Annotated in this window: 16 protein-coding genes; 8 read left to right on the forward strand and 8 right to left on the reverse strand. The window is 74.3% G+C overall.

Features of this window, described 5'->3' with window-relative positions; translation table 11 throughout:
* Positions 1-10: 10 nt before the first annotated feature.
* Entirely contained in the window at positions 11-1,615 is a 1,605-nt protein-coding gene (locus BM064_RS09010) for a M10 family metallopeptidase C-terminal domain-containing protein (RefSeq protein WP_092859436.1), read from the reverse strand.
* 292 nt (positions 1,616-1,907) lie between these two features.
* Between BM064_RS09010 and rpmB the strand changes: the two genes are divergently transcribed.
* The 3 genes from rpmB (at position 1,908) to BM064_RS09025 (ending at position 3,377) form a co-directional block, all read left to right on the forward strand.
* Positions 1,908-2,195: a 50S ribosomal protein L28 gene (gene rpmB, locus BM064_RS09015; RefSeq protein WP_092859437.1), complete on the forward strand. Its 288-nt coding sequence runs from the start codon at positions 1,908-1,910 to the stop codon at positions 2,193-2,195.
* 294 nt (positions 2,196-2,489) lie between these two features.
* Positions 2,490-2,855, forward strand: coding sequence for a hypothetical protein (locus tag BM064_RS09020; RefSeq protein ID WP_092859438.1), 366 nt, complete (start codon positions 2,490-2,492; stop codon positions 2,853-2,855).
* 39 nt (positions 2,856-2,894) lie between these two features.
* A complete protein-coding gene (locus tag BM064_RS09025) occupies positions 2,895-3,377 on the forward strand; it encodes a copper chaperone PCu(A)C (protein WP_092859439.1) in 483 nt (160 codons plus the stop codon).
* Between the two features lie 74 nt (positions 3,378-3,451).
* Here the strand turns inward: BM064_RS09025 and BM064_RS09030 are convergent, their stop codons facing one another.
* The gene (locus BM064_RS09030; protein ID WP_218161013.1) at positions 3,452-4,165 is read right to left on the reverse strand and encodes an NAD-dependent deacylase; all 714 of its coding nucleotides are present in this window, start codon (positions 4,163-4,165) and stop codon (positions 3,452-3,454) included.
* A gap of 135 nt (positions 4,166-4,300) precedes the next feature.
* On the opposite strand from BM064_RS09030, the gene BM064_RS09035 reads away from it, so the two are divergent.
* Positions 4,301-4,765, forward strand: coding sequence for a low molecular weight protein-tyrosine-phosphatase (locus tag BM064_RS09035; RefSeq protein WP_092859441.1), 465 nt, complete (start codon positions 4,301-4,303; stop codon positions 4,763-4,765).
* Positions 4,766-4,839: 74 nt separating this feature from the next.
* Positions 4,840-5,028 carry a hypothetical protein gene (locus tag BM064_RS09040; protein ID WP_092859442.1) on the forward strand — a complete coding sequence of 63 codons (189 nt, stop codon included), beginning with the start codon at positions 4,840-4,842 and terminating at the stop codon, positions 5,026-5,028.
* Between the two features lie 18 nt (positions 5,029-5,046).
* Here the strand turns inward: BM064_RS09040 and BM064_RS28320 are convergent, their stop codons facing one another.
* The 5 genes from BM064_RS28320 to rph form a co-directional block, all read right to left on the reverse strand.
* On the reverse strand, positions 5,047-5,667 hold the full coding sequence (locus BM064_RS28320) for a serine O-acetyltransferase (RefSeq protein ID WP_092859443.1): 621 nt from the start codon (positions 5,665-5,667) through the stop codon (positions 5,047-5,049).
* Positions 5,668-5,669: 2 nt separating this feature from the next.
* On the reverse strand, positions 5,670-6,650 hold the full coding sequence (locus BM064_RS09050; protein ID WP_092859444.1) for a glycosyltransferase family 2 protein: 981 nt from the start codon (positions 6,648-6,650) through the stop codon (positions 5,670-5,672).
* 105 nt (positions 6,651-6,755) lie between these two features.
* Entirely contained in the window at positions 6,756-7,958 is a 1,203-nt protein-coding gene (gene hemW / locus BM064_RS09055; RefSeq protein ID WP_092859445.1) for a radical SAM family heme chaperone HemW, read from the reverse strand.
* 146 nt (positions 7,959-8,104) lie between these two features.
* Complete coding sequence (locus BM064_RS09060) at positions 8,105-8,728, reverse strand: non-canonical purine NTP pyrophosphatase (RefSeq protein ID WP_092859446.1); 624 nt, start codon at positions 8,726-8,728, stop codon at positions 8,105-8,107.
* Positions 8,729-8,730: 2 nt separating this feature from the next.
* Positions 8,731-9,447, reverse strand: coding sequence for a ribonuclease PH (rph, locus tag BM064_RS09065; RefSeq protein WP_092859447.1), 717 nt, complete (start codon positions 9,445-9,447; stop codon positions 8,731-8,733).
* 174 nt (positions 9,448-9,621) lie between these two features.
* Between rph and BM064_RS09070 the strand changes: the two genes are divergently transcribed.
* From BM064_RS09070 to grpE, 3 genes are all read left to right on the forward strand, one after another.
* A complete protein-coding gene (locus tag BM064_RS09070; protein ID WP_092859448.1) occupies positions 9,622-10,200 on the forward strand; it encodes a hypothetical protein in 579 nt (192 codons plus the stop codon).
* 90 nt (positions 10,201-10,290) lie between these two features.
* Positions 10,291-11,364, forward strand: coding sequence for a heat-inducible transcriptional repressor HrcA (gene hrcA, locus BM064_RS09075; RefSeq protein WP_092859829.1), 1,074 nt, complete (start codon positions 10,291-10,293; stop codon positions 11,362-11,364).
* Positions 11,365-11,532: 168 nt separating this feature from the next.
* Positions 11,533-12,057 carry a nucleotide exchange factor GrpE gene (gene grpE, locus BM064_RS09080; protein WP_425426160.1) on the forward strand — a complete coding sequence of 175 codons (525 nt, stop codon included), beginning with the start codon at positions 11,533-11,535 and terminating at the stop codon, positions 12,055-12,057.
* Positions 12,058-12,138: 81 nt separating this feature from the next.
* Here grpE and BM064_RS09085 read toward each other — a convergent pair whose 3' ends face one another.
* Complete coding sequence (locus BM064_RS09085) at positions 12,139-13,173, reverse strand: DUF1254 domain-containing protein (protein WP_092859450.1); 1,035 nt, start codon at positions 13,171-13,173, stop codon at positions 12,139-12,141.
* Between the last annotated feature and the right edge of the window lie 125 nt (positions 13,174-13,298).

A 13,298-nucleotide genomic window follows, 5' to 3' on the forward strand; every position in this document is an offset into this window, starting at 1 on the left:
TCCCCGGTCGTCAGGCGAAGAGGAAGTCGTCGGGCGTCGGCGTGCCCTCGTCGACGTAGAGCACCAGGATCGCGCCGTCGTCGAATCGCACCCGCCATCGGTCGTCGCCGAGGTCGATCAGCGCCATCTGCCCGGCGGCGTAGCCCGCGCCGGAGACGTCGATCACGTCCAGCCCGGGCTCGAAATCGACGATCCGGTCGGCCTCGGGCGCGGCGGCGAAGACGAAGCGGTCGGCGCCGTCCTCGCCGCCCATCCGGTCCTTGCCCGCGCCGCCGTCGATCACGTCGGCGCCGGCGCCGCCCCAGATCAGGTCCTCGCCCTCGCCGCCGAAGAGCGAATCGCCTCCCGCGTCGCCGATCAGCACGTCGTCGCCGCCCCCGCCGACGAGCCGGTCGTCGCCCGCCTCGCCCCACAGCCGGTCCCGGCCGCCGCCGCCGCGCAGGTCGTCGTCGCCGGCGTCGCCCGCGATGCGGTCGTCGCCGCCGCGGCCCTGCACCAGGTCGCGCCCCTCGCCCGCCTGCACCGAGTCGCCGCCCCCGCCGCCGTCCAGCCGGTCGCCCCCGCGCCCGCCGTAGAGCGTGTCGGCCCCGCTTCCGCCCAGCAGCACGTCGCGTCCCGAATCGCCGTCCATCGCGTCGGCCCCCGCGCCGCCCTTCAGGCGGTTGTCGGCGGCGTTGCCGATGATCGTGTCGCGCCCTCGCCCGCCGGAGGCGTTCTCGATCTCCACGCCGGCTGCGATGGTGAAGCCGCCGGGGCTCTTGCGGGCCGAGGAGACGAAGCCGCCCGCGGTCTCCCCCCGCTCGGCCGCCGGGCGCAGGTCGATGATCGCGCCGAGCTCGCCGCGGTGGCGGATCTCGTCCACCCCGCCCGCGTCCCAGATGGCGCTGAAATAGGTCCCCCGCCGGTCGCCGGTGGGCAGCACGTAGACGTCGTCCCCGGTCGCGTGGCGGTCGTTCGCCCCGTATTTCGCCTGCAGCACGGTGATGTCGAGCGCCGCCGGCCCCGCCTGCGTGCCCCAGAACGGGGTCGAGCCGACGCCCCCGTCCCCGCCGGGGCCGCCGCGGTTGTAGCTCATCACCGTGAACACGGTCTTGTTCAGCCCGGCCCGGCCGTAGTCGTCGAAGGGCGCGCGCACGCCCCGCATCAGCTCCGAGCGGCCGCCGCGGTCGTGGGGATGGGCCAGCCCGAGGCCATGGGCGAATTCGTGCACCAGCGTCTCGAAGGCGAGGCCGCCGGCCTCCAGCCCGCTGCGCGCGCCCTTCTCCGGGTTCCAGCCGACCCCGCGGGAGTTGAACACCCCCACGCCGGCGTTGTGCTCGCGCGGGGGGAAGAAGAAGCCCAGGTCGTTGCGGGCGCCGAAGTCGTCGATCACCAGCTTGAAGTCGGCGCGGCCGGGGCGCGAGACCTCGCGGAAGGTCAGGCCGCTGACCGCCTCGAAGGTCTCCAGCGCCGCCATGGCGCGGGCGGTCTCGTAGGCCGACCACCCCTCCGAGGTGCGCCGGGCGAAGGTCTCGCCCGCGCCGGCGAAATAGACCGTCACGTCGTTGGTGCGCACCCGCGTGCCCCAGTCTATCGAATCGAGGGCGTCGTCGTGAAAGCGTCCGAGCTTCGGCATGCGCGCGTCCGGGCCTGGCGTGGTGTCCGGGGAAGCGCCGCGGACGGGGAACCGTCCCCCCGCTTGGCCGGAAAGACCTTTGCGAACAAGAGCCGCAGGCGGGTCGATGAACGGTTTCGGGGGGGCGTGGTGCAGGCGTCACGCCCGCGGCGAGGGCGGCGGAGGGCGGCGCATCCGCCCGGCGCCGGTTGACGCCCCGCCCGCGACCCGATATGGACCGCTCCTCGAATTCGGGCGCCGCGCGGAACAGGTCCGCGCGCCCTGCGTGCACTTGAAACAAGGACGGAAACCGATGTCCCGTCGCTGCGAGCTGTCCGGCAAGGGCGTGCTGACCGGCCACAACGTGAGCCACTCCAACATCAAGACCAACCGGCGCTTCCTGCCGAACCTGAACCAGGTGACCCTGCAGAGCGAGACGCTCGGCCGGTCCTTCAAGTTCCGGATCTCGGCTTCGGCGATGCGCACGGTCGATCACCGCGGCGGGCTCGACGCCTACCTGGCCAAGGCCCGCGACACCGAGCTGTCGCCCAAGGCCCTGAAGGTCAAGCGCGACATCGAGAAGGCGCAGACCGCCGCCTGATCCGGCCCCCGCCCGGCCGAAGGCCGGGCGCCGCCGAGGCGCGACGCCTGCGACCGACCGAACAGGCCGGCCCCCGACCCCGGGCGCCGGCCTTTCCGCGTTCGGCCCGCAGCCGGAGACGCCCGCCCCTCCGCGCCCCGCCCGCCCCCGCGCCGCGGGCGGACGGCCAGCCCCGGGCGCGACCCCGACGCGGCGCTTCCCCGGCCCGCGCCCTGCGGCGCGCGGCCGCCTGCGCGCGGCCCTGCGGCGCGAAGACCCTTGGGCGCGCAGGGCAACCGCGATAGACAGCGCCCCATGATCCGGGGCGCGCTGATCGGTCTTCTGACCTCTCTGCTGATCCTCCAGGGCGTCGCCCTGCGGGCCGCGCCCTTCGTCGACCCCGCGGCGGGCCAGGGCTTCGTCGTCCACCTCTGCTCCGGCGGCACGGTCGAGCTCGACGCCGACGGCGCGCCGACGGCGGGCGATCCCGGCCACGAGGACGCCTCCCACCTGGGCTGCCTCGACTGCTGCATCGCGCCCATCGCCCTGCCCGAGCCCGGCGCCCGGGCCCCCGCCCGCGAGGCCGATCCCGAGCGCGCCGCCCCCCTGCCCGAGGCCCCGGCGCCCGCCGGCCACGCCTCGCCGCTCGCCTGCGCCAGGGACCCGCCCGACGCCTCCTGAGCCCCGATCCCCTTTCAGATCCAAGCCCAGGAGACGGAGATGATCCGCACCCTTTCCGCCGCGGCGCTCGCCGCGCTCGTCGCCCTGCCCGCGCTGACCGCCCCCGCCCTCGCCGCCGAGATCGAGGTCCGGGACGCCTACGCCCGCTCCTCCAACCCCAAGGTCGGCGGCGCCTTCATGGTGCTGGTCAACCACGGCGACGCGCCCGCCAGGCTGGTCGCGGTCCGCTCCGACGCCGCCCGGGCGGTGGAGCTGCACACCCACGTGATGGAGGACGGCATCGCCAGGATGCGACCCGTCGAGGCCATCGAGGTCCCCGCCCATGGCGAGCATCGCCTGCAGCGCGGCGGCGACCACGTGATGATGATGGGCCTGACCGCCCCCCTGGCGCAGGGCGACGTGGTCGCCGCCACCCTGGTCTTCGACGACGGCGAGGAGCTGGCCGTCGAGATCCCGGTGGACAACGACCGCCAGGACATGGGCGGCATGGACCACGGCGGTCACATGCAGCCGAAGAACTGACCGGCCCCGGGGCCGGAGGCGCGCCTCCGGCCCCGGACGCGGTGCGCCGCGGTCCGCTCCGGTTCGCCGGGCCCTCAGCCCGCCAGCACCTCGTCCACCCAGGCCGGCACGATCTGCGAGGCGAGGCCGTTGCGCGCCTCGTGGAAATAATGGGCGCCCTCGGAGGGCTCGAGATTCAGCTCCAGCGTCCGCGCGCCGGCGCCGCGGGCCTCGGCCACGAAGCCGGCGGCGGGGTAGACCGCGCCGGAGGTCCCGATCGACACGAACGTCTCGCAGGCCGCCAGCGCCGCGAAGCACTCGTCCATCCGGTAGGGCATCTCCCCGAACCAGACCACGTCCGGGCGCACCCGGCGGGCCCCGCAGGCGGGACAGGCGCTCTCGACCGTCATCCTGCCGCCGGGCCATTTCCAGCGGTGGCCGCAGCCGGCGCAGAGGCCGTTGGCGAACTCGCCATGCATGTGGATCAGCCCGGCGGGGTCCGCGCCCTCCGCCTGCGCCGCCTTCTCGTGCAGGCCGTCCACGTTCTGGGTGATGATCAGCACCTCGCCCGGCCGCGCCGCCTGCAGGCGGGCGAGCGCGTAATGGGCCGCGTTGGGCTCGGCCGCCTCGGCCCGCTGCCTGCGCATGTCGTAGAAGTCGAGCACCATGACCGGGTCGCGGGCGAAGGCCTCGGGCGTCGCCACGTCCTCCAGTCGCACCTGGGTCCACAACCCGCCCGCGTCGCGGAAGGTGCCCATGCCGCTCTCGGCCGAGATGCCGGCCCCCGTCAGGATCACGATGCGCGGGATCGTCATCGGCGCCTCCCCTTTCGTTCAAGCCCTCAGGCTGGGACACTGCCACGGCGCGGCGGGGGAGCGGAAGCCCGCCCCGCCCCCGCCCCGCCCACCCCGCGCCCACCCCGCGCGCCCGTCTCCGGAGGCCCCATGACCCGCCTGCTCTTCGTCTGCCTCGGCAACATCTGCCGCTCGCCCGCCGCCGAGGGCGTGGCCCGCGCCATGGCGCAGGCCCGCGGCCTTGCGGTCGAGATCGACAGCGCCGGGACCGGCGGCTGGCATGCGGGCGACCCGCCCGACCCGCGGATGCGCGAGGCCGCCCTGCGCCGGGGCTACGACCTCTCGGCCCTGCGCGCCCGGCAGGTGCGGCGCGCCGACTTCGCGGCCTTCGACCACATCCTGGCGATGGACGCCGACAATCTCGCCGCGCTCGAGCGCGCCCGCCCCGCCGACGCCCGCGCCGCCCTCAGCCTGATGCTGTCCCACGCCGACCTGCCCGAGCGGGAGGTCCCCGACCCCTATTACGGCGGCCCCCAGGGCTTCGACCACGTGCTCGACCTGCTGGAGGCCGCGGTGGCGGGCCTGCTCGACAGGCTGGAGGCGCAGGCGCGCTGACCCGGACGCCGCTTGACCCTGGGGCGCGCGGTCACGACGATGAACGCGGAGACTCGAGCGATGGGTGATTTCGGATGAAGACGATTTTGATGGCCGCCGCGCTGCTGGCGGGCCTGGCCGCCGGCGCGCCGGGCCGGGCGCTGACGACGACGGGACCGGCGGCCGGCGCCCCGGCCGAGGTCGAGCATGGCGGCGGCTGCCGCAAGGACTCGCCCCCCGGCCGGTGCTGCCACGCGGGCTCGAAGCCCTACCACTGCCACTGAGGCCGCGCGGGGGCCGCCTCAGGCCGGCGGCAGGTCGCGCCGGGGGCGGATCTGCGCGGGCACGCCGGCGGCGAGGTGGCGGGCGGGGACGTCGCGGGTGACGACCGCGTTGGCGCCGATGACCACGTCGTCGCCGATGGTCACGTGGCCCACGATCACCGCGCCGGCGCCGATGGTCACCCGGTTGCCGATCATCGGCTTGGCGTTCAGGTCCGCGGGGCTGTTGATGCCCATCGTCGTGTTCTGCCGCACGATCACGTCGTCCCCGATGGAGCGCGCGCCCAGGATCATGCCGCCGAAGTGGTCGATCCTGAGCCGCCGCCCCACCGCGACGTTGTAGGACAGCTTCACCCCGCAGAAGATCTCGCTGGCCTTGAACATGGTGCGGTAGATCAGCGACAGCGGCAGGCGCAGCAGCCGCGGCCGCACCCCCATCCGCCAGTTCCCGAACCGGTGCCAGAACAGCGCCCAGAACCCCTGCGAGCCGAGGTCGCGGTCGTGGGTCGCGAAATCCTCGCGCACCAGCGCCCAGAACGAGATGCCGGGCGGGTTGCCGTTCCGGTCGCCCAGCGGCAGCGGCGGCGCGCGGAACGGCGCGGGGGCGCCGGCGGTCTCGGGCGCGTCCGGGGTCTCGGACATGCTCAGGCCCTGGGTCCGGGCGCGAGGTTCATCAGGCAGCGCCGCCGGAACGAGGCGGCGAAGCCCGGCACGCTCTCGTCCGGCTTGCCGCGCAGGCGGCGCTGCAGGCGGCCCAGCGCCCCGCCCGTGAGGCGCATGGCGGCGGCGAAGCTGGCGTAGGCGCCGCCGTGGTTCTTCTCGAAATAGCGCCGCCAGGAATCGAACCAGTAGTCGGGCATCCGCCCCCGCTTTGGGGTCGAGCCGACGATGCCGGTGGCGGCGCCGGCCAGGTGCATGACCTGCGCCTGCGGGGCGTGCCAGATCTCCCACCCCGCGCGGGTGGCCTGGAGCTGGTAGTCCACCTCCTCGAAATAGAGGAAATAGCCCTCGTCGAGCGGCCCGAGCGTGTCGAGCACCTCCTGCCGGATCATCATGCAGGCGCCCGTCACCCAGTCGCAGCGCACCGGCACGTCGGTCTCGTCGATCAGCACCGGCCACAGGCGGGCCACGGCGCCGATGCCCAGGGCGCCGGCGAATTCGCGCATCGCCGAGGGGAAGCGGTAGGCCGACATGCGCGAGACGCCGACCTCGTTCTCCAGCCGCGCGCCGACCACGCCGATCTTCGGGCGCGAGCGCAGGACGCGCACGATCTCCTCGATGGCGCCGGGGCGGACCTCGGCGTCGGGGTTCAGCAGCAGCACCCCCTCGGGCGTCCACGGCAGGGCGCGGGCGGCCTCGAAGGCGATGTTGTTCCCCGCCGCGAAGCCGCCGTTGCGGGGCGAGCGGATCAGGCGCACCGCCTCCGGAGCGCCCATCGCGGCCAGCCCCGCCTCCAGCTTGTCGGCGTCGTCGTCCGGCGAGGCGTTGTCGACGATGAACACGACCCCTTCCGCGAAGCGCTCGAGCTCCGCCAGCAGGGCCGGCAGGGCGCGCAGGATCAGCTCGGAACAGCCGTAGTTGACCGTGGAGACGCAGATCCGCGCGTCGAGAGGAGAAGACGTCATGTCGTCAAGGGCCTGCCGGTTGGATTCGGGGTCGCTTCGGGTGGCGTTCACGATAGCGGCAGGAACCCGGAGGGGCCACACGTCGCCACGCCGCGGGGGCCGCCCTCAGACCAGCAGTTCGCGCAGCACGTGGTCGAGCAGCGCCCGCCCGCGCGCGGTCGCCCGCAGGCGGTCGCCGTCGCGCACCACCAGCCCCTCGGCCGCCAGCGGGGCGATCCGGGCCTCGGCGATGGGCGCGCCGGCGAGACGGGCGTGGCGGGCGAGGTCCGCCCCCTCCACCAGCCGCAGGCACATCATCAGGTACTCGACCGCCTGGTCCTCGGGCGCCACCGCCTCGGTCTTCAGGTCGTGGCCCTGCGCCCCGACGTGGGAGAGCCAGGCGGCGGGCGCGCGGCGGGTCTCGGTCGCGAGCCGCCCCTGCGGCGTCGTGATCCGGCCATGCGCCCCCGGCCCGATGCCGGCGTAGTCGCCATAGCGCCAGTAGACGAGGTTGTGGCGGCTCTCCGCCCCCGGGCGGGCGTGGTTGGAGATCTCGTAGGCCGGCAGGCCCGCGGCCTCGGTCAGGCCTTGGGTGATCTCGTACATCTCCGCCGCCCGGTCGTCGGTGGGCAGGCCCCGCAGCCGGCCGCGGGCGTGCAGGTCGCCGAAGCGGGTCCCGGCCTCGATGGTCAGCTGGTAGAGCGAGAGGTGGTCGATCGCCATCGCCAGCGCCTCGGCGAGCTCGGCCTGCCACTGGGCGGGGGTCTGGTCCTGGCGGGCGTAGATCAGGTCGAAGCTGACCCGCGCGAAGGCGGCGCGGGCGACGTCGAAGGCGGCGCGCGCCTCGGCCGCCGAGTGCATCCGGCCCAGCTTCTTCAGATCCGCGTCGTTCAGCGCCTGGGCGCCCATCGACACCCGGTTCACCCCGCCCGAGGCGTAGCCGCGGAAGTTCTCCGCCTCGATCGAGGTGGGGTTGGCCTCCAGCGTGATCTCGGCGCCCGCCTCGAACCCCCACAGCCGGTCCGCCTCCTCGATCAGCGCCGCCACCGTCGCGGGCGGCATCAGCGAGGGCGTGCCGCCCCCGAAGAACATCGAGCGGGCGCGGCGCGGGCCGGTCAGCTCGCGGGCGGCGCGCATCTCGGCCAGCAGGGCCACGCGCCAGGCGTCCTGGTCGACCTCGCGGCTGACGTGGGAGTTGAAGTCGCAATAGGGGCACTTGGCCAGGCAGAACGGCCAGTGCACGTAGACGCCGAAGCCGCCCGCCTGCCAGTCGGGGGCGGCGGCGTCCGCCGCGTCGCGGCGGGTCAGGGGGGCCGGGGTCGGGGTCATCGGGAAACGGATCTCCTGGGGGGCGCCCCGGACCTGATCCGGGGCCTCTCCCACATCGGCCGCAGGAGGCCCCGGATCAAGTCCGGGACGCCGCGAGGGTCGGGCGCGTCGCGAGGCCCCGGGCCGCCGGAGCCGGGGCGAGGGTCTCAGCCCCGCGCGGGCAGGATCTCGGAAGACAGTTTCGCGAAGGCCTCGCCGCGGTGCGAGATCAGGTTCTTCTCGTCCTCGGTCATCTGCGCGAAGGTGCGGCCGTCGCCGGCGGCGGGCTCGAAGATCGGGTCGTAGCCGTGGCCCTGCGTCCCGCGGGCGGGCCAGATCACCCGGCCTTCAGCTGCGCCGCGCACCGTCTCCACGTGGCCGTCGGGCCAGGCGACGGCCAGCACGCAGACGAAGCGGGCGTGCCAGGGGGGCGTGGCGTCGACCTCCAGCAGGGCGGCATGGGTGCGGGCCATGGCGCGGCCGAAGTCGCGGCCGCTCTCGGTCTCGGCCCAGTCGGCGGTGTGCACGCCGGGGGCGCCGCCCAGGGCGTCGACCTCGATGCCGCTGTCATCCGCCAGCGCCGGCAGGTCGGCGGCCTTCGCCGAGGCCAGCGCCTTGATCGCGGCGTTGCCCTCGAAGGTTTCTTCCGTCTCGTCGGGAACCGGGAAGCCCAGTTCGCCTGCCGAGACGGTCTCGATCCCCCAGGGGGCCAGCAGGGCGCGGATCTCGGCCACCTTGCCGGCGTTGTGCGAGGCGACGACGATCTTCTTCGCGTCCAGCCGGCGGGTCATGCTCAGCCCCCCACGGCGGCTTTCTGGGCCGCGACCAGTTCGGCGATGCCCGCCTCGGCGAGGTTCAGGAGCGTGTCCAGCTCGGCGCGCGAGAAGGTGGCGCCCTCGGCCGAGCCCTGCACCTCCACCAGCCCGCCGGCGCCGGTCATCACCACGTTGGCGTCGGTGCCGGCCTCGCTGTCCTCGGCGTAGTCGAGGTCCAAAACCGGCTTGCCCTCGTAGACGCCGCAGGAGACGGCGGCGACGTGCTGGGTGATCGGGTTCTCCTTCAGCTCGCCCGCGTCGACCAGCTTCTGGGCGGCCAGCCGCAGCGCCACCCAGCCCCCGGTGATCGAGGCGCAGCGGGTGCCGCCGTCGGCCTGCAGCACGTCGCAGTCGACGGTGATCTGGCGCTCGCCCAGCATCACGCGGTCGGTGCCGGCGCGCAGCGAGCGGCCGATCAGGCGCTGGATCTCCTGGGTGCGGCCGGAGATCTTGCCCACCGACGCCTCGCGTCGGTTGCGGGTGTGGGTCGCCCGCGGCAGCATCCCGTATTCCGCCGTCACCCAGCCGAGGCCGGAGTTGCGCATCCACGGCGGCGTGCGCCCCTCGATCGAGGCGGTGCACAGCACATGCGTCTCGCCCATGCGGATCAGGCAGGAGCCCTCGGCATGCTTGGTCGCCCCCGTCTCGATGACGACGGAGCGGAGCTGATCGGGGGCGCGGCCGGATGGGCGCATGTCGGAACCTCGATGATTGGCTTGAGCCCGGGGGAGCGGGCGCTCGGGCGGTCTCTTACCGCCGCGGCCGGGGCGGGAGCAACCCGGGGGCAGGTCGGGCGCGCGAATTCGCTTCGCGCGGGCGCCGGGCGCGCCTAACCTGCCCGGCGGATTGAAGCCGACCGGGATAGACCCATGAGTTTGGAACCCCAGGACGTTTACACGAGCGCCGCGCTGCGCGGCGCGCCCCCCGCCCAGCCCGCGCCCTCCGCCCGGCGGTGCGGAGCGCTGGCGCTGGGCGCCTGGGCCCTGGCCGTGCCGGCGACGCTGCTGACGGTCGCCACGGCGGGCCTCGGCCTGTGGCAGCTGGCGAGGGCCGCCGGGCTGGCGACGGCGCAGGCCCCGATCGGAACGCCCGCCCCCGCGCTGGCCGACTCGCCGCTGACGGCGGCGGCGGCGGGGCTGGCGGCGACGGCGGCCTTCGCCTGCCTCAGCCTTGCGCTGTGGCTCGCGGGCGGCTGGTTCCGGCTGATGGGCGCGCGCCCCCTGCCCCGCGCGAAGGCCGCGGCCCGTCTGGCCCGGATCGGCCGGCTGATCTCGCTGGCGGCGGCGGGGCTGCTGGCCTGGTTCGGGCTCGGGCTCGCCTGGGCGCTCGCCGGCGGCGTCGCGCCCCTCGACGTCACGCCGCTGGCGGGGGCCCTGGCGGCGCTGCTGCTCGGTTCGGGCATGCGGCTGGCGGCCGAGGCGATCGGCGAGGCCCCCGGCGCGAATTGACCTCGCCCCACCCGCGCCATACCTGTGGAGTTGGATGCAACCGGGACGCGCCGGAGGTCGGCGCGCGGTGAAAGGATGCACGACGCCGACATGACCGCGCAAAGCGTGACGCTTGGCGACCTCAACGAGCGCAGCCGGGCGATCTTCCGCCAGCTCGTCGAGACCTACCTGGAGACCGGCGACCCGGTCGGCTCGCGCACCTTGTCCAAGGCGCTGGAGCAGCCGCTGTCCGCCGCCACCGTCCGCAACGTGATGCAGGACCTGGAGGAGCTCGGCCTGCTCGGCTCCCCCCATGTCTCCGCCGGGCGGATCCCCACCCAGCACGGGCTGCGGATGTTCGTCGACGGCCTGCTCGAGATCGGCGACGTCCCCCAGGAGGAACGCCAGCGGATCGAGCGCGGCATGGGCGAGGAGCATTCCGACGTCGCCGGCATCGTCGCCCGCGCCGGCGCGCTGCTGTCCGGCCTGACCCATTCCGCGAGCCTCGTGCTGGCGCCCAAGACCGAGGCCGCGGTCAAGCACCTGGAGTTCGTCACCCTCTCCGACGGCGCGGCGCTGGTGGTGCTGGTGACCGAGGACGGCGCGGTCGAGAACCGGGTGATCACGCCGCCGCCCGGCGTCACGCCCTCGGCGATGCGGGAGGCGGCGAACTTCCTCAACGCCATGCTGCGCGGGCGCACGCTGACCGACGCGGCGCGCGCCGTCTCCGACCAGATCGCCCTGCGCCGGCAGGAGCTGGACGCGCTCGCGGCCGGGCTGGTCGAGCAGGGCATCGCCGTGTGGTCGGGCGAAGCCTCGGCCGGGCCCGAGCGGCTGTTGATCCGCGGGCAGTCCAACCTGCTCGACGGGATGGAGGGGGAGGCCGAGCTCGAGCGCATGCGCCGGCTCTTCGACGACCTGGAGCGCAAGAAGGACCTGCTGGACCTGCTGGAGCTCGCCCAGGACGGCGAAGGCGTGCGGATCTTCATCGGGTCCGAGAACAAGCTCTTCTCGCTTTCGGGTTCCTCTCTGGTCATCGCTCCTTATATGGACGCGGACCGCAGAATCATCGGCGCGCTGGGGGTCATCGGCCCCACGCGCCTCAACTATGGCCGCGTGGTGCCCATCGTCGATTACACCGCCCGCCTGATGGGGCGGATGGTGACCGACCGGCGCCGCGGCTGAAGGCATGGAACGGAGACGATGAGCGCACAGCACGAGGGCGGCCGGAAGGTCGAGACCGAAACCGAAACCGCGGAGGACCGCGCCGAGGACCAGGGCGAGACCTGGAGCGAGCACGCGGTCAGCGAAGGCGCCGGCGACACCGAGGCGGCCTGGGCCGAGGACGCCGCCATGCACATCGCCGACGCCGAATCCGCCGGCGTGGTCGAGGAGGATCCCCAGGACGACCTCGAGGCCTCCCTCACCCAGGCCCTGGCCGAGCGCGACGAGCTGCGCGACCGCCTGATGCGCGCCCTGGCCGAGACCGAGAACGTGCGCAAGCGCGCCGAGCGCGACGTGAAGGACGCGCAGGCCTACGGCGGCACCAAGCTCGCCCGCGACCTGCTGGACGTCTACGACAACCTCGGCCGCGCGCTGGAGGCCGCCGACGAGACCACCAAGTCCGCCGCCGGCCCGGTGATCGAGGGCGTCGAGCTGACCCGCCGCGCCCTGCTCTCGGCCTTCGAGAAGCACAGGATCGAGACGGTGACGCCCGAGATCGGCGACAAGTTCGACCCCAAGCTGCACCAGGCGATGTTCGAGGCGCCGGTCCCCGACGCCCAGCCCGGCACGGTGATCCAGGTGATGCAGTCCGGCTTCACCATCGCCGGCCGCCTGCTGCGCCCGGCCATGGTCGGCGTCGCCGCCGCCGGCTGAGCCGCCGCCCGGCCCCGCGCCGCGCCCCGCAGGACCGGGCCCCTCGCGGCCCGGTCCTGCGCGTCCGGGCGCGCCCGGGCGCTACTGCGCCGGCGTCGCCTCGGGGAAGGTCCAGGCGCCCTCCAGGATCTCGGCATGGGGCCGGTAGAGGCGCACGACGTAGCTCCAGCCGGGGGTGATCGGCAGGCAGTTCGCGCGCTCGGCCGTGCAGCCGCCGAAGCGCACCTTCACGCTCCCGTCCGCCTCCCGCGCCGCGGTGACGTTGTTGAGCGAATACCGCTCGAGGTCGTTCCTGGCGAAGAACCCGTCCGCGTCGTAGACGCTGATCGACCAGAAGCCGTCGACCGGCACCTCGCCCACGCTCATCTCGTAGACCGTCTCGCCGTCGTTCTTCTCCGGCACGACGCCGACGTAGAGCGCGTCCCTGGCCGGGTTGCCGCCCCAGCCGGCGGCGGCGCCGATCAGGTGCTGGACCGGGTCGACCTCGTCCCGCGCCCCGAACATGCGGGCGGAATCGAGCCCGCCGCTCGCCGCCGACAGGTCGTTGAGCGCCTTGCGCAGCGCCGCCGCGCGCTCGACGTCCCAGTCCGGGATCTCGAAGGTCGCGCCGGGCCCCTGCTCGATCGTCATCGCGTCCTGCAGGGCGTGCACGGCGTCGAGGTCCGCGGGGTCGTTCGGGTCCACGAAGGTGCGCACCAGCATCAGCACGTAGCGGGTGCCGATCTGCTCCTGGGTGAAGCGGTGTTCGCCCGGCTCGTAGATCACCATGGGCGTGTAGTGGTCCTCGTCGATCACCTGCATGCTCATGAACCGCGCGCCCGCATCGGGCAGGGTCACGGTGGCGGGCCCGGCCGCGAGGTCGAGCACCGCCGAGGAATAGAGCGTGTCGCGGTTCATGCGAATCACGTCCTGCGCGTCGATCGCCGCCGGCGCCCGCGCGTGGGAGAACTCGCCCGGCGGCGCGGCCCTCACGAACTTGGCGAAGTAGAGGTCGCTCTCGACCCGCTTGAAGTTGTCCAGGGTGACCGGTTCGGCCGCCGCGGCCGGATATGCGGGCAGCAGCAGCGCGCCGGCGACGGCGGCCGCCGCGAGGCGCGCGGGAAGAAGTCGGGTCATGGGCAAGGCTCCCTGCATCGGGCGCGCGGCTCCCGGGCGCGCCGTCCTCGACGATCCTCCTGAGGTTGATCCATGCAAGCAATCGAAACCGTGCCACGAGCGCAGCCGGGCGGAGGAGCGGGGGC

The organism is Albimonas pacifica, assembly GCF_900113695.1.
Taxonomy (GTDB): domain Bacteria; phylum Pseudomonadota; class Alphaproteobacteria; order Rhodobacterales; family Rhodobacteraceae; genus Albimonas; species Albimonas pacifica.